This window comes from Pseudomonas sp. Sample_20, assembly GCF_004307585.1.
GTDB classification, from domain to species: domain Bacteria; phylum Pseudomonadota; class Gammaproteobacteria; order Pseudomonadales; family Pseudomonadaceae; genus Aquipseudomonas; species Aquipseudomonas atacamensis.
In genome coordinates this window covers 1-22,833 of the sequence record NZ_RCOA01000094.1, presented here as the reverse complement: position 1 = coordinate 22,833, position 22,833 = coordinate 1, and the positions used below count along the sequence as shown (strand labels likewise).

At 60.8% G+C, this 22,833-nt stretch carries 25 protein-coding genes; all 25 read left to right on the top strand.

Going from position 1 to position 22,833, the window contains the following annotated elements; all coding sequences use genetic code 11:
- Positions 1–14 precede the first annotated feature (14 nt).
- The 25 genes from fliD to D8U70_RS19740 all read left to right on the top strand — a co-directional run bounded on the left by fliD (position 15) and on the right by D8U70_RS19740 (position 22,677).
- Complete coding sequence (gene fliD / locus D8U70_RS19860; protein WP_110645065.1) at positions 15–1,463, top strand: flagellar filament capping protein FliD; 1,449 nt, start codon at positions 15–17, stop codon at positions 1,461–1,463.
- A 129-nt stretch (positions 1,464–1,592) separates the two neighbouring features.
- A complete protein-coding gene (gene fliS, locus D8U70_RS19855; RefSeq protein ID WP_024012101.1) occupies positions 1,593–1,991 on the top strand; it encodes a flagellar export chaperone FliS in 399 nt (132 codons plus the stop codon).
- A gap of 11 nt (positions 1,992–2,002) precedes the next feature.
- Positions 2,003–2,299, top strand: a complete 297-nt coding sequence (locus tag D8U70_RS19850; RefSeq protein ID WP_016771085.1) for a hypothetical protein — start codon at positions 2,003–2,005, stop codon at positions 2,297–2,299.
- Positions 2,300–2,471: 172 nt separating this feature from the next.
- Complete coding sequence (locus D8U70_RS19845; protein WP_016771084.1) at positions 2,472–3,947, top strand: sigma-54 dependent transcriptional regulator; 1,476 nt, start codon at positions 2,472–2,474, stop codon at positions 3,945–3,947.
- 110 nt (positions 3,948–4,057) lie between these two features.
- Positions 4,058–5,269, top strand: a complete 1,212-nt coding sequence (locus tag D8U70_RS19840) for an ATP-binding protein (protein WP_024012102.1) — start codon at positions 4,058–4,060, stop codon at positions 5,267–5,269.
- Positions 5,270–5,274: 5 nt separating this feature from the next.
- Entirely contained in the window at positions 5,275–6,657 is a 1,383-nt protein-coding gene (locus tag D8U70_RS19835; RefSeq protein ID WP_071171438.1) for a sigma-54 dependent transcriptional regulator, read from the top strand.
- A 128-nt stretch (positions 6,658–6,785) separates the two neighbouring features.
- Entirely contained in the window at positions 6,786–7,115 is a 330-nt protein-coding gene (gene fliE, locus D8U70_RS19830; protein WP_016771081.1) for a flagellar hook-basal body complex protein FliE, read from the top strand.
- A 14-nt stretch (positions 7,116–7,129) separates the two neighbouring features.
- Positions 7,130–8,917 (top strand): flagellar basal-body MS-ring/collar protein FliF, encoded by a 1,788-nt coding sequence (gene fliF / locus D8U70_RS19825; protein ID WP_071171439.1) that lies wholly within the window; start codon positions 7,130–7,132, stop codon positions 8,915–8,917.
- A complete protein-coding gene (gene fliG / locus D8U70_RS19820; protein ID WP_016771079.1) occupies positions 8,910–9,929 on the top strand; it encodes a flagellar motor switch protein FliG in 1,020 nt (339 codons plus the stop codon). The genes fliF and fliG overlap by 8 nt, the downstream gene beginning before the upstream one ends.
- Positions 9,930–9,933: 4 nt before the next feature.
- Positions 9,934–10,740 carry a flagellar assembly protein FliH gene (gene fliH / locus D8U70_RS19815; RefSeq protein ID WP_130929568.1) on the top strand — a complete coding sequence of 269 codons (807 nt, stop codon included), beginning with the start codon at positions 9,934–9,936 and terminating at the stop codon, positions 10,738–10,740.
- The gene (gene fliI / locus D8U70_RS19810) at positions 10,730–12,088 is read left to right on the top strand and encodes a flagellar protein export ATPase FliI (protein ID WP_016771077.1); all 1,359 of its coding nucleotides are present in this window, start codon (positions 10,730–10,732) and stop codon (positions 12,086–12,088) included. Before fliH ends, fliI begins: the two co-directional genes overlap by 11 nt.
- 6 nt (positions 12,089–12,094) lie before the next feature.
- On the top strand, positions 12,095–12,544 hold the full coding sequence (gene fliJ / locus D8U70_RS19805) for a flagellar export protein FliJ (protein WP_016771076.1): 450 nt from the start codon (positions 12,095–12,097) through the stop codon (positions 12,542–12,544).
- Positions 12,545–12,733: 189 nt separating this feature from the next.
- Positions 12,734–13,039 (top strand): STAS domain-containing protein, encoded by a 306-nt coding sequence (locus tag D8U70_RS19800; RefSeq protein WP_016771075.1) that lies wholly within the window; start codon positions 12,734–12,736, stop codon positions 13,037–13,039.
- A gap of 5 nt (positions 13,040–13,044) precedes the next feature.
- Complete coding sequence (locus D8U70_RS19795) at positions 13,045–14,748, top strand: fused response regulator/phosphatase (RefSeq protein WP_130929567.1); 1,704 nt, start codon at positions 13,045–13,047, stop codon at positions 14,746–14,748.
- A 30-nt stretch (positions 14,749–14,778) separates the two neighbouring features.
- Complete coding sequence (locus D8U70_RS19790; protein ID WP_110645069.1) at positions 14,779–15,126, top strand: Hpt domain-containing protein; 348 nt, start codon at positions 14,779–14,781, stop codon at positions 15,124–15,126.
- 105 nt (positions 15,127–15,231) lie between these two features.
- Positions 15,232–16,599 (top strand): flagellar hook-length control protein FliK, encoded by a 1,368-nt coding sequence (locus D8U70_RS19785; RefSeq protein ID WP_130929566.1) that lies wholly within the window; start codon positions 15,232–15,234, stop codon positions 16,597–16,599.
- Positions 16,600–16,896: 297 nt separating this feature from the next.
- The gene (gene fliL / locus D8U70_RS19780; RefSeq protein WP_110645071.1) at positions 16,897–17,400 is read left to right on the top strand and encodes a flagellar basal body-associated protein FliL; all 504 of its coding nucleotides are present in this window, start codon (positions 16,897–16,899) and stop codon (positions 17,398–17,400) included.
- A gap of 9 nt (positions 17,401–17,409) precedes the next feature.
- Positions 17,410–18,378, top strand: a complete 969-nt coding sequence (gene fliM / locus D8U70_RS19775; protein ID WP_003222890.1) for a flagellar motor switch protein FliM — start codon at positions 17,410–17,412, stop codon at positions 18,376–18,378.
- A gap of 52 nt (positions 18,379–18,430) precedes the next feature.
- A complete protein-coding gene (gene fliN, locus D8U70_RS19770; RefSeq protein WP_162999812.1) occupies positions 18,431–18,892 on the top strand; it encodes a flagellar motor switch protein FliN in 462 nt (153 codons plus the stop codon).
- A complete protein-coding gene (fliO, locus tag D8U70_RS19765; protein ID WP_016771069.1) occupies positions 18,893–19,345 on the top strand; it encodes a flagellar biosynthetic protein FliO in 453 nt (150 codons plus the stop codon).
- On the top strand, positions 19,345–20,103 hold the full coding sequence (gene fliP, locus D8U70_RS19760) for a flagellar type III secretion system pore protein FliP (RefSeq protein ID WP_016771068.1): 759 nt from the start codon (positions 19,345–19,347) through the stop codon (positions 20,101–20,103). Before fliO ends, fliP begins: the two co-directional genes overlap by 1 nt.
- Positions 20,100–20,369, top strand: a complete 270-nt coding sequence (fliQ, locus tag D8U70_RS19755) for a flagellar biosynthesis protein FliQ (RefSeq protein WP_016771067.1) — start codon at positions 20,100–20,102, stop codon at positions 20,367–20,369. The genes fliP and fliQ overlap by 4 nt, the downstream gene beginning before the upstream one ends.
- Positions 20,370–20,372: 3 nt before the next feature.
- Positions 20,373–21,158, top strand: a complete 786-nt coding sequence (gene fliR / locus D8U70_RS19750; protein ID WP_073472764.1) for a flagellar biosynthetic protein FliR — start codon at positions 20,373–20,375, stop codon at positions 21,156–21,158.
- Positions 21,159–21,161: 3 nt separating this feature from the next.
- Positions 21,162–22,301 carry a flagellar biosynthesis protein FlhB gene (gene flhB / locus D8U70_RS19745; protein ID WP_130929565.1) on the top strand — a complete coding sequence of 380 codons (1,140 nt, stop codon included), beginning with the start codon at positions 21,162–21,164 and terminating at the stop codon, positions 22,299–22,301.
- 139 nt (positions 22,302–22,440) lie between these two features.
- Complete coding sequence (locus D8U70_RS19740) at positions 22,441–22,677, top strand: hypothetical protein (RefSeq protein ID WP_110645073.1); 237 nt, start codon at positions 22,441–22,443, stop codon at positions 22,675–22,677.
- Positions 22,678–22,833 lie beyond the last annotated feature (156 nt).

The window sequence follows — 22,833 nt, the reverse complement described above, 5'->3', positions numbered from 1 at the left end:
GAAGGGAGATGCACATGGCAAGTCCAATTCTACCGGGTTCCGGACTGGGTTCCGGCCTGGACATCGGCGCGATCGTGACCGCGCTGGTCAACGCCGACAAGTCTGCCAAGCAGACGCAGATCGATACTGCGACCAAAACCAACAGCCTGAAGATCTCCGGTGTCGGTTCGCTGAAAAGTGCACTGGCTGCGTATCAGAAAGCCATGGGCGATCTGAACAAAGCTTCGAGTCCGGCGTTTGCCGGTTTTACCGCAACGTCTGACACCCCATCGGTTGTTGGTGCTACCTCGGATAAAACCGCCGTACCGGGTACTTACAGCGTCGTCGTGAAAAACCTGGCCACCGGCTCGAAAGTCGCCAGTGCCGCCTTCGCCGGCGGGGCCGCCAGTGCCATTCCGAGTGGTACTCTGAAAATCAGTCAGAATGGCATTGATTACAATGTCGCGATTCCGGCCAATGCCACCTTGCAGTCCACGCGCGATGCGATCAACACCGCACAGGCCAGCAACGGTATTTCGGCCAACATCGTGACCGACAGCACCGGTTCGTCGCGACTGGTGCTCAGCTCGAACAAGACGGGCGCCGGCATGGACCTGCAGGTCAGCGGTATCGCTGGTCTGGAGATCGATGGCACCCAGGAAATGGGCAGCAGCCCGGCGGCCGGTGCGTCCGGAGCCGTCGGTAAGCTGGCGATGGATGCCAGTCTGACCATCGACGGCCTGGCCGTTACCAGCAAGACCAATACCGTGACCGGTGCGATCAGCGGCATGACGCTTAACCTGACTGCCGCCAGTCCCTTGGTCAATGGCGTCGCAACGCCAGCGACCGTTTCGGTTGCGACCAATACCGCCGGCATCCAGACATCGTTGCAATCGTTCATCGATTCCTATAACACCCTGAAGAAAACCATCGACACCTTGTCCAAGGCAACGCCGGATGCCGACGGCAATCTGACCGTTTCGGCGGCGTTCACCGGTGACGCTCTGCCGCGTTCGTTGATGGCGGATGTGCGCGCTCAGTTGACAGATCCAGGGGCGGGCGGAGCGGGGCAATTGTCCGTGCTCTCGCAGATGGGCGTGTTGACCGATAGCAAAACCGGTTTGCTGACGCTCGACACTGCAGTGTTCAACAAGCGTATGGAAACTCCCGGCATGGCTGGCCAGGTTCAGCAGCTCTTCAGCGGCACCGATTCCAAGAATGGTCTGTTGGCGCGTATGACTGCGGCGGTTGATCCGTACGTCAAGACTGGTGGGCTGCTCGATCAGCGCAGTTCCAACCTGACTAATCTGACATCGAGCCTGCAAAAGCAGCAGGCGGCGCTGGATCTGCGGGTTGCCAACCTGACTACGACGTTGACCGCCAAGTACAACGCCATGGACTTGCTGGTAGGGCAGATGAAGGCAACGGCGAGCAACATCACGTCGTTCTTCAGCTCGCTGAACGCTCAGCAGTCGGCGAAGTAACAGTCAGTAACGACAAAAACCCGGCTACGCTTTATCGGCGTGCGCCGGGTTTTTGTCTTTTGATCTAAAGTTTTCGGACCGGTTGGCGATACACTGGTTATACGAGTCAACGTGGCAATGAGGTAGAACATGAACCCGATGTTAGCCCTTCGGCAGTACCAGAAAGTCGGCGCCCATGCGCAGACGTCCGAAGCGAGCCCGCACCGCCTGGTGCAAATGTTGATGGAAGGTGGCCTGGCCCGTATTGCTCAGGCCAAGGGCGCCATTGAGCGCAAGGACATTCCCGCCAAATGCACGGCGATCAGCAAGGCCATCGGCATTGTCAGTGGCCTGCGTGAAGGCCTCGATCTTGAGAACAACGCCGAGGCGCTGGCCGATCTGGATGGCCTGTACATCTACATGATGAAGCGCCTTGCCGAGGCGAACATCAGCAGCGACCCACGTGTACTCGACGAAGTCGCCGGCCTGCTGACAACGGTCAAAGAAGGTTGGGACGCCATCGCGCCCGTGCCGGCTCCGCAGTTCTGAAGGAGGTCACCATGAGTCTTGTATTGCAGCGAATAGCCGATACCCGTGAAGCGTTGGTCGGAGCATTGGCCGAACGAAACTGGGAAGCCATTGGTGAGTTGGATCTGGCTTGCCGTTCCTGCATGGAAGACGTCATGGCGGAAGCTTCGCTGGACGAAGTAGCACTGCGCGACAACCTTGAGGAGCTGCTATTTGTCTACAAAGAGCTTCTCGAGGTAGCAATGGGCGAGCGGCAGGCGATAGCCAACGAGATGTCGCAGATCACCCAAGCGCAAAAGGCTGCAAAGGTTTACCATCTGTTTGGTTGATTAACCGTCAGTTAAACCAGAGATGTGCGCCATAAATTTGACTGTGCACGGTTTTTTGACTTAACTAGTGGCTATTATCAGGTTTAGGGCGTCTACAGGCACATGGTGTCCTGCAAGCGTCTCGCTTGCCTTATTTTTCGGGCATTGAGTTGACTAGGGAAGTTGCTATTGCATGTGGCGTGAAACCAAAATTCTGCTGATCGATGACGATAGCGTCCGCCGCCGCGACCTGGCGGTGATTCTGAATTTTCTTGGCGAAGAAAATTTACCCTGCGGCAGCCATGACTGGCAGCAGGCAGTCGGCTCTTTGTCGTCTAGTCGTGAAGTCATTTGCGTACTGATCGGGACGGTTAATGCTCCTGGCGCGCTTTTGGGCTTGCTAAAGACACTCGCAACCTGGGATGAGTTCCTTCCGGTTTTGTTAATGGGCGATAATTCTTCCGTTGACCTGCCTGAAGACCAGCGTCGACGCGTCCTGTCGACCCTGGAAATGCCGCCCAGCTACAGCAAATTGCTCGATTCGCTGCACCGCGCCCAGGTCTATCGCGAGATGTACGATCAGGCCCGCGAACGCGGCCGTCATCGCGAGCCCAATCTATTCCGCAGCCTCGTCGGCACCAGCCGTGCGATTCAGCACGTGCGGCAGATGATGCAGCAAGTGGCCGACACCGACGCCAGCGTGCTGATCCTCGGCGAGTCCGGCACCGGCAAGGAAGTGGTCGCGCGCAACCTGCACTATCACTCCAAACGCCGCGACGCGCCATTCGTCCCGGTCAACTGCGGGGCGATCCCTGCAGAGCTGCTCGAAAGCGAACTGTTCGGCCACGAGAAGGGCGCTTTCACTGGCGCGATCACCAGCCGTGCCGGGCGCTTTGAGCTGGCCAACGGCGGCACGCTGTTCCTCGACGAAATCGGCGATATGCCGCTGCCGATGCAGGTCAAGCTGCTGCGCGTATTGCAAGAGCGCACCTTCGAACGCGTGGGCAGCAACAAGACCCAGAGCGTCGACGTGCGCATCATTGCCGCAACGCACAAGAATCTCGAAAGCATGATCGAGATCGGCTCGTTCCGTGAAGACCTCTACTATCGCCTGAACGTGTTCCCGATCGAAATGGCGCCACTGCGTGAGCGCGTCGAAGACATCCCGCTGCTGATGAACGAACTGATCTCGCGCATGGAGCACGAGAAGCGCGGTTCGATCCGTTTCAACTCGGCGGCGATCATGTCGCTGTGCCGTCACGGCTGGCCGGGCAACGTCCGCGAGCTGGCCAACCTGGTCGAGCGCATGGCGATCATGCACCCGTACGGGGTGATCGGCGTGGTCGAGTTGCCGAAAAAATTCCGCTACGTCGACGACGAAGACGAGCAGATGGTCGACAGCCTGCGCAGCGATCTGGAAGAGCGCGTGGCGATCAACGGCCATACGCCGGATTTCAGCGCCAGTGCACTGCTGCCGCCGGAAGGCCTCGATCTCAAGGACTACCTCGGTGGTCTGGAGCAGGGCCTGATTCAGCAAGCGCTGGACGATGCCAATGGCATCGTGGCACGGGCCGCTGAACGTCTGCGCATCCGTCGCACCACCCTGGTCGAAAAGATGCGCAAGTACGGCATGAGCCGGGCTGGAGGAGACGAACAGGCGGATGATTGACGCCTGTTTTTCAAGCGCTTCATTTATAAGCAGTTTTTTTTAGGCACGGGTATTGCTATAGCCCTCGCAACGTTCCGTTTCACTGACGGTCAGCCAAGCGAGAGAGCCCAATGCCCCAAGCCGCCCAGATCTCTTCTGCCTCCAATATCGTGGGGCAACCCTCGTCCGTAGAGCAGGCAAGTCGTCAGGGGCTTGAGCAGGCCTTCCAGCTGTTCAACCAGATGTCGAGCCAGCTGACCGACTCCTACAGCCTGCTCGAAGCGCGGGTCACCGAGCTCAAGGGTGAGCTGGCCGTGGTCAGCGCCCAGCGCATGCAGGAACTGGCGGAAAAAGAACGCTTGGCCAATCGCCTGCAAAACCTTCTCGACCTGTTGCCCGGCGGCGTCATCGTCATTGACGGCCACGGTCTGGTGCGCGAAGCCAACCCGGCCGCCATCGATCTGCTCGGCTCGCCACTCGAAGGCGAACTCTGGCGCCATGTGATCGCACGCTGCTTCGCTCCCCGTGAAGACGACGGTCACGAAATCTCCTTGAAAAACGGTCGACGTCTGTCGATTTCCACCCGCTCGCTGGACGCCGAGCCGGGGCAGTTGGTGCTGCTCAACGACTTGACCGAAACCCGGCATCTTCAGGATCAACTGGCACGGCATGAGCGTTTGTCGTCGCTGGGGCGCATGGTTGCGTCTCTGGCCCACCAGATTCGCACGCCGCTGTCCGCCGCTTTGCTCTACGCCAGTCATTTGACTGAACAGCAATTGCCGGTGGAAACCCAGCAACGCTTTGCCGGCCGCCTGAAAGAGCGTCTGCACGAACTGGAACATCAAGTGCGCGACATGCTGGTTTTTGCCCGTGGTGAATTGCCGCTGACCGACCGCATTACGCCCAATGCCTTGATGCAATCGCTGCAGGCAGCGGCGCTGACCCATGTGCAGGATCTGCCGATCCGCTGGCAGTGCGACAGCCATGCCGGTGAGCTGCTGTGCAACCGCGATACGCTGGTCGGCGCGCTGCTGAATCTGATTGAAAACGCCATTCAGGCCAGTGCCGGCGAAGCGCGCCTGAAAGTGCATTGCTACACCAGAGGCAACACCCTGCGTCTGTGTGTCAGCGACAGCGGCAGCGGCATTGAGCCGACAGTTTTGGCGCGCCTCGGCGAGCCTTTTTTTACTACCAAAGTCACCGGCACCGGCCTCGGCCTGACCGTGGTCAAAGCGGTGGCCCGTGCGCATCAGGGAGAATTGACCCTGCGTTCGCGAGTCGGGCGCGGCACTTGCGCGCAGGTCAGTCTGCCGCTGTTTTCCGCTGCACAAGGAGTTGAATAAACGTCATGGGCATCAAGGTGTTGCTGGTCGAGGATGACCGTTCGTTGCGCGAAGCGCTGGCCGATACGCTGCTGCTCGCCGGCCACGACTATCACGCCGTCGGCAGCGCCGAAGAAGCGTTGACGGCCGTCGCGCAGCAAGCCTTCAGCCTGGTGGTCAGCGACGTCAATATGCCAGGCATGGATGGCCACCAATTGCTCGCGTTGCTGCGCGCGCGCCAGCCGCAATTGCCGGTGCTGCTGATGACCGCCCACGGCGCCGTCGAGCGTGCGGTCGATGCGATGCGTCAAGGCGCGGCTGATTATCTGGTCAAGCCGTTCGAACCCAAAGCGCTGCTCGATCTGGTGGCGCGCCATGCGCTGGGCAGCATTGACGCTGGCGAGGCGGATGGCCCCGTCGCGGTAGAGCCGGCCAGTGCGCAACTGCTGGAACTGGCGGCACGGGTCGCGCGCAGTGACTCGACTGTGCTGATCTCCGGCGAGTCCGGTACCGGTAAAGAGGTGCTGGCGCGCTATATCCACCAGCAATCGCGGCGGGCGAGCCAGCCATTCATTGCGATTAACTGCGCGGCGATCCCCGACAACATGCTCGAAGCGACATTGTTCGGTCATGAGAAGGGTTCGTTCACCGGCGCCATCGCTTCGCAGGCCGGCAAGTTCGAGCAGGCGGACGGCGGCACCATTCTGCTCGATGAAATTTCCGAAATGCCCCTCGGCCTGCAAGCCAAGCTATTGCGCGTTCTGCAAGAGCGTGAAGTGGAGCGAGTGGGCGCGCGCAAGCCGATCAGTCTGGATATTCGCGTGGTCGCCACGACCAACCGCGATCTGGCCGGCGAAGTGGCGGCGGGGCGTTTTCGCGAAGACCTGTTTTACCGCTTGTCGGTTTTCCCTCTGGCCTGGCGTCCACTTCGCGAACGCACTGCCGATATCCTGCCGCTGGCGGAAAAGTTGTTGGCCAAACACGTCAATAAAATGAAGCACGCAGCAGCGAAGCTGTCCCCCGAAGCTCAAGCATGTCTGACCGCGTACCCGTGGCCGGGCAACGTGCGTGAACTGGACAACGCCATTCAGCGCGCGCTGATCCTGCAGCAGGGCGGTTTGATTCAGCCGCAGGATTTTTGCCTGAGCGGTGCGGTGACATTTGCGCCGTTGCCGGTCGCGGCACCAGTGATCCGCGAGGTGGAAATCGAGGCGGATTCTTCCGGCGCTCTGGGCGATGACCTGCGCCGCCGGGAGTTTCAGATGATCATCGACACCCTGCGCGCCGAGCGTGGCCGCCGTAAGGAGGCCGCCGAAAAACTCGGCATCAGCCCGCGCACCCTGCGCTACAAACTGGCGCAAATGCGCGATGCCGGGATGGATGTCGAAGGCTATCTGTTCGCCACCTGACCAATGCTGCAAAACATTCCAGATGCTTTTCTCAGAAGGGTGCCCACTAGCTGGCACCCTTGTTGCTAATACCTGTGTACCCGCCGAGTGAGTGTCAAAAAATTGCGGGCCGCCCAAGAGAGTAGACCATGAGCCAAGGTATTGAATTTAATCGGTTGATGATGGACATGCAGGCCATGAAAGTGGATGCCATGTCTGCGCGTAAATCGACTGCCGCTGTCCCTGAAATCGCGGGCAGCAGCTTTTCCGACATGCTCGGTCAGGCGATCAATAAAGTCAGCGATACCCAGCAGGCGTCGACTCAACTGGCCAACGCGTTCGAGATCGGCAAGAGCGGTGTCGACCTGACTGACGTCATGATTGCGTCGCAAAAAGCCAGCGTGTCGTTCCAGGCTCTGACCCAGGTGCGCAACAAGCTGGTCCAGGCTTACCAAGACATCATGCAGATGCCGGTTTAAGGGCGAAATAAGTCATGGCAGAAGCAGTCGCTGATAACGTTCCGGCCAAGGCCACCCCGATCGACGGCAAACCGCCGCTGTTCGGCCTGTCCTTTCTGGAAAACCTTTCCCAGATGACCGTGCTGCGTCAGGTCGGCCTGTTGGTCGGTCTGGCTGCGAGCGTGGCGATTGGCTTTGCCGTGGTGCTGTGGTCGCAGCAGCCGGATTACCGTCCACTGTATGGCAGCCTTGCCGGCATGGACGCCAAGCAGGTCATGGAAACCCTGGCCGCCGCTGACATCCCTTACAACGTAGAACCCAATTCCGGCGCCTTGCTGGTCAAGGCCGACGACCTGTCCCGTGCGCGGATGAAACTCGCTGCCGCTGGTGTCACTCCCAGCGACGGCAACATCGGTTTCGAAATCCTCGACAAGGAACAGGGTCTGGGCACCAGCCAGTTCATGGAAGCGACCCGTTATCGTCGCGGCCTCGAAGGCGAACTGGCGCGGACCATCTCCAGCCTGAACAACGTCAAGGGTGCCCGCGTGCACCTGGCGATTCCGAAGAGTTCGGTTTTCGTTCGTGACGAGCGCAAGCCAAGCGCTTCGGTACTGGTCGAGCTGTACAGCGGGCGTTCGCTGGAGCCGGGTCAGGTGGTGGCGATCATCAACCTGGTGGCGACTTCCGTGCCCGAGTTGAGCAAATCGCAGATCACCGTCGTCGATCAGAAGGGCAACCTGCTCTCCGATCAGGCGGAGAACTCGGAAATGACCATGGCCGGCAAGCAGTTCGATTACAGCCGCCGCATGGAAAGCATGCTCACCCAGCGCGTGCACAACATTCTGCAACCGGTACTGGGCAACGATCGCTACAAGGCTGAAGTCTCCGCCGACGTCGATTTCAGTGCCGTCGAATCGACCGCCGAGCAGTTCAACCCGGACCAACCGGCGTTGCGCAGCGAGCAGTCGGTCAACGAACAACGCACCGCCAGCAATGGCCCGCAAGGTGTGCCGGGTGCCCTGAGCAACCAGCCGCCGGCGCCTGCCTCGGCGCCGCAGACCACCGGTGGCACCGCCGCACCGGCCGGGATGATCCAGCCGGGTCAGCCACTGGTTGACGCCAACGGTCAGCAGATCATGGACCCGGCCACGGGCCAGCCGATGCTCGCACCGTACCCGGCGGACAAGCGTCAACAATCGACCAAGAACTTCGAGCTCGACCGTTCGATCAGCCACACCAAGCAGCAGCAGGGCCGTCTCAATCGCCTGTCGGTTTCGGTGGTGGTCGACGATCAGGTCAAGATCAACCCGGCCAACGGCGAAACCAGCCGTGCGCCGTGGAGCGCCGACGAATTGGCGCGCTTCACCCGTCTGGTGCAGGACGCGGTCGGTTTCGACGCCAGCCGTGGCGACAGCGTCAGCGTGATCAACATGCCGTTCTCCGCCGAGCGCGGCGAAGTGATTGCCGATATTCCGTTCTACTCCCAGCCATGGTTCTGGGACATCGTCAAACAAGTGCTGGGTGTGCTGTTCATCCTCGTACTGGTGTTTGGTGTGCTGCGTCCGGTGCTCAACAACATCACCGGCGGTGGCAAAGGCAAGGAGCTGGCCGGTCTGGGCAGCGACGTGGAACTTGGTGGCATGGGCGGCCTGGACGGCGAACTGGCCAACGACCGCGTGAGCCTCGGTGGTCCGCAGAGCATTCTGTTGCCGAGCCCGAGCGAGGGTTATGACGCGCAGCTGAATGCAATCAAGAGTCTGGTAGCTGAAGACCCGGGTCGCGTGGCTCAGGTCGTGAAAGAGTGGATTAACGCAGATGAGTGATAACCGAGCCGCCACCGTCAAACTGACCAAGGTCGACAAAGCCGCGATTCTGCTGCTGTCCCTGGGTTCGACCGATGCTGCGCAAGTGCTGCGCCACATGGGCCCCAAAGAGGTTCAGCGCGTCGGCGTGGCCATGGCACAGATGGGCAACGTCCATCGCGAACAGGTCGAGCAGGTGATGAGCGAGTTCGTCGACATCGTCGGCGATCAGACCAGCCTCGGCGTCGGATCCGACGACTACGTACGCAAGATGCTCACCCAGGCCCTGGGCGAAGACAAGGCCAACGGCCTGATCGACCGCATCCTGCTCGGTGGCAACACCAGCGGCCTCGACAGCCTGAAATGGATGGAGCCGCGCGCCGTCGCCGACGTCATCCGTTATGAACACCCGCAGATCCAGGCAATCGTGGTCGCGTACCTCGACCCGGATCAGGCCGGTGAAGTGCTCGGCAACTTCGACCATAAAGTGCGTCTGGACATCATCCTGCGCGTTTCGTCGTTGAACACCGTGCAACCGGCCGCCTTGAAAGAACTCAACCAGATTCTCGAGAAACAGTTCTCCGGCAACTCGAACGCCTCGCGCACCACCCTGGGTGGCATCAAGCGTGCGGCCGACATCATGAACTTCCTCGACAGCTCGATCGAAGGCCAGCTCATGGACTCGATCCGCGAAGTCGACGAAGACCTGTCCGGTCAGATCGAAGACCTCATGTTCGTGTTCAACAACCTTGCCGACGTCGACGACCGTGGCATCCAGGCGCTGTTGCGCGAAGTCTCTTCGGACGTGCTGGTACTGGCCCTCAAGGGTTCGGACGAAGGCGTCAAGGAAAAGATCTTCAAGAACATGTCCAAGCGTGCCGCCGAACTGTTGCGCGACGACCTCGAGGCGAAAGGCCCGGTGCGCGTCAGCGACGTCGAAACCGCGCAGAAGGAAATCCTCACCATTGCCCGTCGTATGGCCGAAGCCGGCGAGATCGTGCTCGGTGGCAAGGGCGGCGAGGAAATGATCTAAGCCCATGGATAAGCCTGACGAGTCTGTGACGGATCTGATCCGCGCCCGCGATGTTCGTGGTTTCGAATCCTGGGCGCTGCCCAGCTTCGACCCGCCGAAACCGGAACCCGAGCCTGAGCCGGAGCCTGAACCGCCGGAAATGGAAGAAGTGCCGCTGGAAGAAGTCCAGCCACTGACCCTGGAGGAACTCGAAAGCATCCGTCAGGAGGCTTACAACGAGGGCTTCGCCATCGGCGAAAAAGAAGGTTTTCACAGCACCACGCTGAAGGTGCGTCAGGAAGCTGAAACAGCGCTGGCGGCGAAAATCGCCAGCCTCGAGCTGTTGATGGCCAACCTGTTCGAACCGATCGCCGAGCAAGACACCCAGATTGAAAAGTCGCTGGTTGACCTCGTGCAACACATCACCAAGCAGGTGATCAAGCGCGAACTGGCCATCGATTCAACGCAGATCGAACACGTCATGCGCGATGCCCTCAAGCTATTGCCGCTGGGCGTGGAAAACGTGCGCCTGTACATCAATCCGCAGGATTTCGCCCAGGTCAAAGCCCTGCGCGAACGCCACGAAGAAACCTGGCGCATTGTTGAAGACGAGTCGCTGTTGCCGGGCGGCTGCCGGGTTGAAACCGAGCACAGCCGCATCGACGCCAGTGTCGAATCGCGGGTGACCCAGGTCATGGCCAAGCTGTTCGACCAGTTGCACGAGCAGGCCTTGCATCCGGCAGCGCCTGACTTGAGTCTGGACATTCCCGAAGACACCCCAGCGGCTGTCGACTCTGACGAGCCGCGCGCGGACGCCAGCGATGCGCCTTGAACGCACCAGCTTCGCCAAGCGCCTGAGCACCTACGCCGAGGCCACCGAGATTGCCGGCGCGCCGATCCTTGAAGGTCGGCTGCTGCGCATGGTCGGCCTGACCCTCGAAGCCGAAGGCTTGCGCGCCGCCATGGGCACCCGTTGCATGGTGATCAATGACGACAGCTACCACCCGTCCCAGGTGGAAGCGGAAGTCATGGGTTTTTCCGGCAGCAAAGTCTTTCTGATGCCGGTCGGCAGCGTCGCCGGGATTGCCCCGGGCGCCCGCGTGGTGCCCCTGGCCGATACCGGTCGTTTGCCGATGGGCATGAGCATGCTCGGCCGTGTCCTCGACGGCGCCGGCCGCGCGCTGGACGGCAAGGGCGGCATGAAGGCCGAAGACTGGGTGCCGATGGACGGCCCGACAATCAACCCGCTCAACCGTGATCCGATCAGCGTACCGCTGGACGTCGGCATCCGTTGCATCAACGGTTTGCTGACGGTCGGCCGTGGTCAGCGTCTGGGTCTGTTCGCCGGTACTGGTGTCGGTAAATCGGTGCTGTTGGGCATGATGACCCGCTTCACCGAGGCCGACATCATCGTCGTCGGCCTGATCGGTGAGCGTGGTCGCGAAGTTAAAGAATTCATCGAACACATTCTCGGTGAAGAAGGCCTCAAACGTTCGGTAGTGGTCGCCTCGCCAGCGGACGACGCACCGCTGATGCGTATGCGCGCGGCAATGTATTGCACGCGCATCGCCGAGTATTTCCGCGACAAGGGCAAGAACGTTCTGCTGCTGATGGACTCGCTGACCCGTTTCGCCCAGGCCCAGCGGGAAATCGCTCTGGCCATCGGTGAGCCGCCAGCAACCAAGGGTTATCCGCCCTCGGTGTTCGCCAAACTGCCGAAACTGGTGGAGCGCGCCGGTAACGCGGAGAAGGGCGGTGGCTCGATCACGGCGTTCTACACCGTACTGTCCGAAGGCGATGACCAGCAGGACCCGATTGCCGACTCGGCGCGTGGCGTGCTCGACGGCCACATCGTCCTGTCACGGCGCCTGGCCGAGGAAGGCCACTATCCGGCGATCGACATCGAAGCGTCCATCAGCCGGGTGATGCCGGCGGTGGTTTCGCCGGATCACATGCAGCGCGCGCAGTATTTCAAACAGCTTTGGTCGCGCTATCAGCAGAGCCGTGATTTGATCAGCGTCGGTGCCTACGTAGCCGGTGGCGATCGCGAGACCGATCTGGCGATTTCCCTGCAACCACAACTGGTCAGGTATCAGCGCCAGGGCCTCAACGACAAAATAAATCTGGGTGAGAGCCAGGCCTATCTGGAAACCCTGTTCGCCCCTGCGGCGGGCGGGTAACCGGCCATGGCCGTCAGCCGCGCCGCGCGCCTGGCACCGGTGGTGGACATGGCCGAAAAGGCCGAGAAAGCCGCCGTGCAGCGCCTCGCCTACTTTCAGGGCCAGGTCAAAGTTGCCGAAAGCAAACTGGCCGACCTCAATGCCTTTCGTCTGGATTACTCGCAGCAATGGATCGTGCGCGGCAGCACCGGCGTGACCGGGCAATGGCTGCTGGGTTTTCAGGGTTTCCTGGCGCAACTCGATACTGCCGTCGATCAGCAACGGCAGAGCCTGGTCTGGCACCAGAACAAGCTCGACAAGGCGCGTGAGGAATGGCAGCAGGCGTTTGCCCGCGTCGAGGGTTTGCGCAAACTGGTGCAGCGCTATCGTGATGAAGCACAACGCCTGGAAGACAAGCGCGAGCAGAAGCTGCTCGATGAATTGTCCCAGCGCTTGCCACGGCGTGATGCCTTCTAAACCACACCGCCAAACCCTGTGGGAGCGAGCTTGCTCGCGAAAGCGCCGTGTCAGTAAACCCTGTAGTCAACTGCCAGACCGCCATCGCGAGCAGGCTCGCTCCCACACTTGTTCCCCGTTGCGCCTTGCCCCAAGCCTATCCAGGTGCTACACCTTGTACAGGTTCGTCAATGACAAGGAAGCCAGTCAATGTCAGTCGTTACAGAAGTCTCTCCAGACCAGAAAAAGCTCACCATCGCCGTCAAAGGCCGGTTCGATTTCGGTCGCCATCAGGAATTTCGCGAGTCGTATGAACGGCTCCCACACAAACCCGAATCCATCGTGGTCGACCTCAAAGAGGCCACTTATCTCGACAGCTCAGCGCTGGGCATGCTGCTTTTGCTGCGTGATCACGCCGGTGGCGACGAGTCGGATATCCGTGTCGTCAACAGCAGCTCCGATGTGAAGAAAATCCTCGCGATTTCCAACTTCGACAAACTCTTCGACATCAGTTGACGCCCATGCAGGCGCAAGAGCCGCTGACCATTCTTATCGCCGAAGACAGCGCCGCCGACCGGCTGCTGCTGTCAACCATTGTCCGCCGTCAGGGCCATCAGGTGCTGACGGCGGCCAATGGTGCCGAAGCGGTCGAAACGTTCAAAGAGCAGCAGCCCGATCTGGTGTTGATGGACGCGCTGATGCCGGTGATGGACGGCTTCGAAGCGGCGCGGCGGATCAAGGCGCTGGCGGGTGAAGCGCTGGTGCCGATCATCTTCCTCACCTCGCTGACCGAGAGTGAAGCGCTGGCTCGGTGTCTGGAGGCTGGCGGTGACGATTTTCTGGCGAAGCCGTACAACCAAGTGATACTCGCCGCCAAAATCAAGGCGATGGATCGCTTGCGCCGCCTTCAGGCGACTGTCCTGCAGCAGCGCGATCTGATCGCCAGACATCACGACTATCTGCTCAACGAACAACGCGTGGCCAAAGCGGTGTTCGACAAAGTCGCGCATTCCGGTTGCCTGAGTGCGCCGAACATCCGATACCTGCAATCGCCTTACGCGCTGTTCAACGGTGACTTGTTGCTGGCGGCGTACACGCCGGCCGGTGACATGCACGTCATGCTCGGCGATTTCACCGGGCATGGTTTGCCGGCAGCGGTGGGGGCGATGCCGCTGGCCGAAGTGTTTTATGGGATGACCGCCAAGGGCTACGGCCTGGCCGAAACCCTGCGCGAGATGAACGCCAAGCTCAAGCGCATCCTGCCGGTAGACATGTTCTGCTGCGCTACGTTGCTCAGTCTGAGTTTCCAGAGCCGTTCGGTGGAGGTGTGGAACGGCGGCATGCCCGACGGTTACTTGCACCGCATGGCCAGTGGCGAGCGCGTGCCGTTGCCGGCGCGGCATTTGCCCCTGGGGATTCTCAGCGCGCAAGCCTTCGATGACCGTACGGATGTGTATCCGATGGCCGTCGATGATCGAGTGTTTCTGTTATCGGACGGGGTGATCGATACCTGCGATGCCAATGACCAGTTGTTCGGCGTCGAACGCTTGCAGCAGGTGTTTGCGGCGAACCGCGAGCCGGATCGGTTGTTCGAGGATATCGAACAGGCACTGCGCGATTTTCGCGGGCAGGCCCGCGACGATGTGAGCATGGTCGAGGTCAGTCTGCTTGAGTCGGCGCAGGCCCACGGCGCGGCGCCGGTGTATTCCGACAGCGGCCAGTCGTGCCCGCTGGACTGGTCGGCCAGTTTCGAATTTCGCGGCGCCACGCTCAGGCGTTTCAATCCGTTGCCGTTCCTCTTGCAGTTGCTGCTTGAGGTGCATGGCTTGCGCGCGCAAAGCGGAGCGCTGTACAGCGTGCTCGCCGAGTTGTATTCCAACGCGCTGGAGCATGGCGTGCTCGGGCTGGACTCGAGCCTCAAGCGTGATGCCACTGGTTTTGCCCGTTACTACGAAATGCGCGCGGCGCGACTGGAGGCGCTGCAAGACGGTTTCGTGCGCGTGCATTTGCAGGTCCAGCCGCAAGGCGAGGGCGGGCGGCTGGTCATTCGCGTCGAGGACAGCGGCAAGGGCTTTGATGTGGCGCGGGTCATGGAGCGGCCCGTGGATAACGTCCGCTTGTCGGGACGCGGCATCGGGCTGGTCCGGCAACTGGGGCGCAACGCCAGTTGGTCGGACCAGGGTCGTAGTGCCAGCGTGGAGTTTTTCTGGGAGATTGAGGCATAATCCGCCCATTCTTGATCAAGGAGTGAGCAAGTGACAGACACACATGTAGATCGCGAAGTCCTCGATACTTTGCGCGAGGTGATGGAGGACGGCTATACGGAATTGCTGGAGACTTTTCTGGCAGATTCGCAAAGCCGCCTGCACGAGTTGCAGGACAGCACCAGCGTCAAAGCGCTTTCCGATGTAGCCCATAGCTTCAAGGGCAGCGCGAGCAACATGGGCGCGGTTCGACTGGCTGAGTTGTGCCAGGACCTTGAGTCGAATGCCAAGGACAAAAGTCCGGAAGCGCTCGCTCAACTGGTGGCCGATATCCATTCCGAATTCGCCGAAGTACGCCCGGTGTACGAAAGCGAAAAGCACCACGCCCACATCCACTGAAGCTGCCGTCCGGCGCTTTTCGCAAGTGTCTGGCCAAACTGGCCCGGCACTTGCAGTCATCTTGCTCAACTGTACCTACGATCCCAGTGCAGCGGAGACCGTGTCATGCCTGCGACCCCCAACATTCTTCTTCAGACCGCCGCCCAGGCCAAGGCGCAAGCCGCCTCTGCCAAATCGTCGGCAATGGCCGCAGACGCCGGGGACAAGGCTTCCAGCTTCGCCAGAGTGTTTGCCGATCAGGCGCCGGCCAAGCCTGCCGTGGGCGCCGATAATTCAGTCAAGCCGGCACGCGACAAGGTCGCGGACAGCAGCGGCAAAAAGGATATCGGCAAAGACCAGTCTGCCGCGCCCGAGCCAGCAGTTGCCGATAGCGGCAAAGCGTTGCCTGCCGACAAACCGGCGACGAGCGACGACGCGACTGCCACTGCCGATGACACCACTGAAACCGTACAAACCCCTGTGGCCGATGCGGCGCCTGTAGACCCGGCGCTTGATCCGGCGCTGGTGCAAGTCGTCCAGCCACTGGTGCCAGCGCCTGTGGTGCAAACGCCAACAGTCGCAACGCCAGCCCAGCCGGAAACCGAAGCGCCTGCATTGGCGGTCGTGTCGGGCATGGTCAAAGATCCGGCGGCCACCGATAGCGATTTCGATCCATCGGCCGACCCGCTCGACTCGATGCCGGCCGTACGCATGGCGATGGAGCAGGGTGGGCATATTTCCGCCGCCAGTCAGGCGCAACCGAAAGCCACGCCTGCTCAAGCTCAGGCTGACGGCGAATTGACCGCCGCGCAGAACTTTGCCGCCGGCATGGCCAGCATGCTCGACGTGCAGGCCGACAAGGACAGCACCAGCCAAGGCGGCGAACAAGCTTTTAGCGGGCTGATCGACGATGGCCTGAAGGATCTGAAGTCCGCCACCAGCGACACCCGTGTCGACGACTTCGCCAACCGTCTGGCGGCACTGACCCAGGCCGCTACGCCGAAAACCGCCAATGCGCTGCCGGTGAATCAGCCGATCGCCATGCACCAGAGCGGCTGGACCGAAGAAGTGGTCAACCGCGTCATGTACCTGTCCAGCGTCAACCTGAAGGCCGCCGACATTCAGTTGCAGCCGGCGGAGCTGGGGCGCTTGGATATCCGCGTGAACATGGTTCCCGATCAGCAGACCCAGGTCACCTTCATGAGCGCGCACCCGAGCGTGCGTGAAGCGCTCGACAGCCAGATGCACCGCCTGCGCGACATGTTCAACCAGCAGGGCATGGGCCAGGTCGACGTCAATGTCGCCGACCAGAACCGTGGCTGGCAGGGGCAGCAAGGCCAGGAGCAGGCGCAGCATGGGCAGAGTGGCCGGACCAGCGCTGCGGGTGGCCGCTTGGATTCGGCGGATGAGGAATTGGCGCCGACCGCCATTGCTGAAACCGCCGCTCAAACCACCAGCGTGATCGGCAGCAGCGCGGTCGACTATTACGCTTGAGCAAAATCAAGAGCCCCTCACCCTAGCCCTCTCCCAGAGGGAGAGGGGACTGACTGGGGGATGCTCGCGAAGTACGCCGACCGGATACTTCTGCTGTGAATCCATAATCGACTCGGTCTTTCAGGTCGATGTTTGACGTCTGACACCTCGGTCAGCCCCCTCTCCCTCCGGGAGAGGGCTGGGGTGAGGGTGCTTTTGACTTTAGCGTCGTTCTCGACCTCCGACACTTCTGGCATAACACTTGCTCTTGCCTTGCCGTGCGACTGTGAAACCCCCGATTAGTGACGGATTATTGGCATGGCGAAGAGCGAAGCTGCAGCAGTAAAAGACCCCGCAACCAAAGGCAAACTCAAGCTGATCATCGTGATCGTGCTGGCGTTGCTGGTGGCCATTGGTGCATCCGTCGGGGCGACCTGGTTCTTCATGCACGGCGCGCAGAGCAAGCCTGCCGAGGCCGCTGACGCAGCGCCGGTCGGCAAGCAGGCGGCGATTTTCGAGCCGATGGCGCCGGCCTTCGTTGCCAACTACAACCAGAACGGCCGTCAGCGCTACATGCAGGTGAGCATCACCATGCTGGCGCGTAATCAGGCCGATCTGGACGCGCTCAAAGTGCACATGCCGGTTATCCGCAACAACCTGGTGATGCTCTTCTCCGGTCAGGATTTCGCCACACTGGCGACCCCGGTCGGCCAGGAGATGTTGCGCCAGAAGGCCACCGCCAGCGTCCAGGAAGTGGCGCAGAAAGAACTGGGCAAAGTGGTCATCGAACAGTTGCTTTTCACTAATTTCGTACTGCAGTAGGAACACGACATGGCCGTGCAGGATCTGCTGTCCCAGGATGAAATCGATGCGCTCTTGCATGGCGTCGATGATGGTCTGGTACAGACCGATAATGCTGCCGAACCCGGCAGTGTCAAAAGCTACGACCTGACCAGCCAGGATCGCATCGTCCGTGGACGCATGCCGACGCTGGAAATGATCAACGAGCGTTTCGCACGCTACACCCGCATCAGCATGTTCAACATGCTGCGCCGCTCGGCGGACGTGGCCGTCGGTGGCGTGCAGGTGATGAAGTTCGGCGAATACGTGCACTCGCTGTACGTGCCGACCAGCCTCAACCTGGTCAAGATCAAACCGCTGCGCGGCACCGCGCTGTTCATCCTCGACGCCAAACTGGTGTTCAAGCTGGTGGACAACTTCTTCGGTGGCGACGGCCGTCACGCCAAGATCGAAGGGCGGGAATTCACCCCGACCGAACTGCGCGTAGTGCGCATGGTGCTGGAGCAGGCGTTCGTCGATCTGAAAGAAGCCTGGCAAGCGATCATGGAAGTCAATTTCGAGTACATCAACTCGGAAGTGAACCCGGCCATGGCCAACATCGTCGGCCCGAGCGAAGCGATTGTGGTCTCCACCTTCCACATCGAACTCGATGGCGGTGGCGGCGATCTGCACGTGACCATGCCGTACTCAATGATCGAGCCGGTGCGCGAGATGCTCGACGCCGGTTTCCAGTCCGACCTCGACGATCAGGACGAGCGCTGGGTCAACGCCCTGCGCCAGGACGTGCTCGATGTCGACGTGCCGATCGGTGCCACCGTGGCCCGCCGCCAGTTGAAGCTGCGCGACATCCTGCACATGCAACCGGGGGATGTGATCCCGGTCGAGATGCCGGAAGACATGATCATGCGCGCCAACGGCGTGCCGGCCTTCAAGGTCAAGATGGGCTCGCACAAAGGCAACCTCGCGTTGCAGGTGATCGAGCCGATCGAGCGTCGCTGAGGCGGCGCTTTTCACCCCCGTATTTAACCGAATTGTTGCCCGCCGAGGACACATGATGAACGACGATATGAACGCGCAGGACGACCAGGCACTCGCCGATGAATGGGCTGCGGCCCTGGAAGAAACCGGTGATGCCGGCCAGGCTGACATCGATGCACTGCTGGCCGCCGACGCCGGCACTTCCAGCTCCAACCGTCTGCCGATGGAAGAGTTCGGCAGCGTGCCGAAGAACAACGATCCGGTGACCCTCGACGGTCCGAACCTGGACGTGATCCTCGACATTCCGGTGTCGATCTCGATGGAAGTCGGCAGTACCGACATCAACATCCGCAACCTGCTGCAACTCAACCAGGGTTCGGTCATCGAGCTCGATCGTCTGGCCGGTGAGCCGCTCGACGTGCTGGTCAACGGCACCTTGATCGCCCACGGCGAAGTAGTGGTGGTCAACGAGAAGTTCGGCATCCGCCTGACTGACGTGATCAGCCCAAGCGAACGCATCAAGAAGCTGCGCTGAGTGAAAAGGTTTCTCTGGGTGCTGCTGGCATGGCCGTTGAGCGTGCTGGCTGCCGAACCGGGCGCAACCACTGCCGCGCCTGCCGCCACCGCGCCGATGGTCAACAGCGGCGTGGCCGGTCAGTTGACGCAACTGGTGTTCGGTTTGCTGCTGGTGCTGGGCTTGATCTTCTTCCTCGCCTGGCTGCTGCGCCGCGTGCAACAGGCGGGGCCGGCGGGCAAGGGCCAGGTGATCGAGTTGATCGGTTCACGCGCGCTCGGCCCGCGTGACCGCTTGATGCTGGTGCAGGTCGGCAACGAGCAGATTCTGCTCGGCCTCAGCCCCGGCACCATCACCGCGCTGCACGTGCTCAAAGAGCCGGTCGAAGTCCCCACCGCCAGTGAAAAAGCGACGCCGGAATTTGCTCAGCATCTGCTGAAGATTCTTGGCAAGGACCAGAAGGATACGAAGTAATGGGTGCGCTCCGCATCGTCTTGACGCTGGTCCTGTTGCTGGCCGCGCCGCTGGCGTTCGCCGCCGATCCGTTGTCTATCCCGGCGATCACGCTGGGCACCAATGCCGACGGCGCGCAGGAATATTCGGTCAGTCTGCAGATCCTGCTGATCATGACCGCGCTGAGCTTTATTCCAGCGGCGGTCATTCTGATGACCAGCTTCACGCGGATCATCATCGTCTTCTCGATCCTGCGTCAGGCCCTCGGCCTGCAACAGACGCCGTCGAACCAGATCCTCACCGGCATGGCGCTGTTCCTGACGCTGTTCATCATGGCGCCGGTGTTCGACCGGGTGAACAACGACGCGCTGCAACCGTATCTTGCGGAAACCCTCACCGCCCAGCAGGCGGTGGAAAAGGCTCAGGTGCCGATCAAGGACTTCATGCTCGCGCAGACCCGCACCAGCGATCTGGAGTTGTTCATGCGCCTGTCCAAGCGCACCGACATCGCCAGCCCGGATCAGGCGCCGTTGACCATTCTGGTGCCGGCGTTTGTAACCTCCGAGCTTAAAACCGCCTTCCAGATCGGCTTCATGATCTTCATTCCGTTCCTGATCATCGACCTCGTGGTAGCGAGCGTGCTGATGGCCATGGGTATGATGATGCTCTCGCCGCTGATCATTTCGCTGCCGTTCAAGATCATGCTGTTCGTGCTCGTCGATGGCTGGGCGCTGATCATCGGTACTCTGGCCAGCAGTTTTGGAGGTGTTTCGCCATGACGCCGGAAGTCGCGGTCGATATCTTTCGTGAAGCCCTGTGGCTGACCACCATGATGGTTGCCATCCTGGTGGTGCCGAGCCTTCTGGTCGGCCTGCTGGTGTCGATGTTCCAGGCTGCCACGCAGATCAACGAACAGACCCTGAGCTTCCTGCCGCGTCTGCTGGTGATGCTGGTGACCCTGATCATTGGCGGTCCGTGGATCGTGCAGACGTTCATGGAATACATTATCCAGCTGTACAAAAACATTCCGATGGTCATCGGCTAAGCCATGCAATCGCTGCTTCAGCTGACCGACACCCAGATCAGCACCTGGGTGGCGTCATTCATGTTGCCGCTGTTTCGCGTGGCCTCGATGCTGATGGTCATGCCGGTGTTCGGCACCACCCTGATTCCGCGGCGCGTGCGCCTGTATTTCGCCGTGGCGATCACCGTGGTCATCACCCCGGCGCTGCCGCCGATGCCCGCCGTCAGCCCGCTGGATCTCAGCGGCCTGCTGCTGATCGGTGAGCAGATTCTGGTTGGCGCCGTGCTCGGCTTTTCCCTGCAACTGTTCTTCCAGGCCTTCGCCGTCGCCGGGCAGATTGTCGCGGTGCAGATGGGCATGGGCTTCGCCTCGATGATCGACCCTACCAACGGCGTTTCGGTGGCGGTGATCGGGCAGTTCTTCACCATGCTGGTGACGTTGCTGTTCCTGTCAATGAACGGCCATCTGGTGGTGTTCGAAGTCCTCACTGAAAGCTTCACCACGCTGCCGGTCGGCGGTGGTTTGATGGTTGCGCATTACTGGGAATTGGCCGGCAAGCTCGGTTGGGTCCTAGGCGCCGCATTGCTGCTGGTGTTGCCGGCCGTCACCGCACTGTTGGTAGTCAACATCGCCTTCGGCGTGATGACCCGCGCCGCGCCGCAACTGAACATCTTCTCGATCGGTTTTCCGCTGACCCTGGTGCTCGGCCTGTTCATCGTCTGGGTGGGCCTGGCGGACATTCTCAACCAGTATCAACCCTTGGCCAGCGAGGCCTTGCAGTTGCTACGCGAACTGGCACGGGCGCGCTGAGTCATGGCAGAGAGCGAGAGCGGTCAGGACAAAACAGAAGACCCCACGGAGAAACGCAAAAAGGACTCCCGTGAGAAAGGCGAGATTGCCCGTTCGAAAGAGCTCAACACCCTTGCGGTGATGATGGCCGGCGCCGCTGCGCTGCTGATCTTCGGCGGCATGCTCGCGCAAGAACTGATGGACGTGATGCGCCTGAACTTCACCCTGTCGCGCGAAGTGGTGATGGACCAGGGCGCGATGGGCCGGTTCTTGCTGGAGTCGGGCCTGATCGCCTTGCTGGCGATTCAGCCGGTGATGATCACCCTGTTGCTCGCCGCCATCATCGGGCCGATCTCCCTCGGTGGCTGGCTGTTCGCGGCAAGTTCGCTGGCACCCAAATTCAGTCGGATGAACCCGGCCGCCGGGCTCAAACGGATGTTCTCGTTCAAGGCTGTGGTCGAACTGCTCAAAGCCCTGGCGAAGTTTTTGATTACTCTGGGTGTGGCACTGTTGGTGCTGTCCGCCGACGTCGATGACTTGCTGCGCATCGCCCACGAACCACTGGACATGGCGATCATTCACAGCGTTTTGCTGGTGGGCTGGAGCACGTTGTGGCTGGCCTGCGGCCTGATCATCATCGCCGCCGTCGACGTGCCGGTGCAGCTCTGGGAAGCGCACAAGAAGCTGCTGATGACCAAGCAGGAAGTGCGCGACGAACACAAGGACCAGGAAGGTCGCCCAGAGGTCAAGCAACGCATCCGCCAGACCCAGCGCGAAATGTCCCAGCGCCGGATGATGGCCGCAATCCCCGAAGCCGACGTGGTCATCACCAACCCGACCCACTACGCGGTCGCGCTCAAATACGACTCGGAGAAGGGCGGCGCGCCGGTGCTGCTGGCCAAGGGCAGCGACTTCATCGCTCTGAAAATCCGCGAAATCGCAGTGGCCAACAACGTCATGCTGCTCGAGTCGCCCGCGCTGGCGCGCTCGATCTATTACTCAACTGAGCTCGAGCAGGAAATTCCCGGTGGGTTGTATCTGGCGGTGGCGCAGGTATTGGCCTACGTCTACCAGATCCGCCAACACCAGGCGGGCAAGGGCAAGCGCCCGGATCCGCTGAAGGATGATTTGCCGATTCCGCCGGATTTGCGTCGGGATTCTTGATGGTGCTGCGCAGCCATTGGTCTGAGATCTCCCCTTACTGTCAACTCTGACAGGTGCGCTCGTCGTGATTTTGCAGTTTGATGCAAGGTGCTGCCGCGAACCTGGCGCGGTTATGCGGACGAGTGCAGGGAGCAAGGCAATGAAAGGTATTTTCAGCAGCTATGACGAAAAAACTGGAAGAGGCACCATCACGCCGAAGCAATCGGGACGATCGCTTTCCTTTGCCGAAGCCACGGGGTTTTTTCTGACCGCCAAAGAATACCGATTCAACATTCCATTGACCGATGCCCAGCAGGCGAACGTCAAAGTGGGCGGAGAGGTCGAGTTCGAATTATCCAAGAGCAAGAATGGAAAAGTGAAAATCCTTCGGTATTGAACAATTGATTGCAAAACCGCTGAAAACAGGGCGGCGGTTTTTATTATCGTTCCCACGCTCTGCGTGGGAATGCAGCCCGGGACGCTCCGCGTCCCTTCGAAAGCCGAACGCGGAGCGTCCGTTGAGGCATTCCCACGCAGGAGCGTGGGAACGATC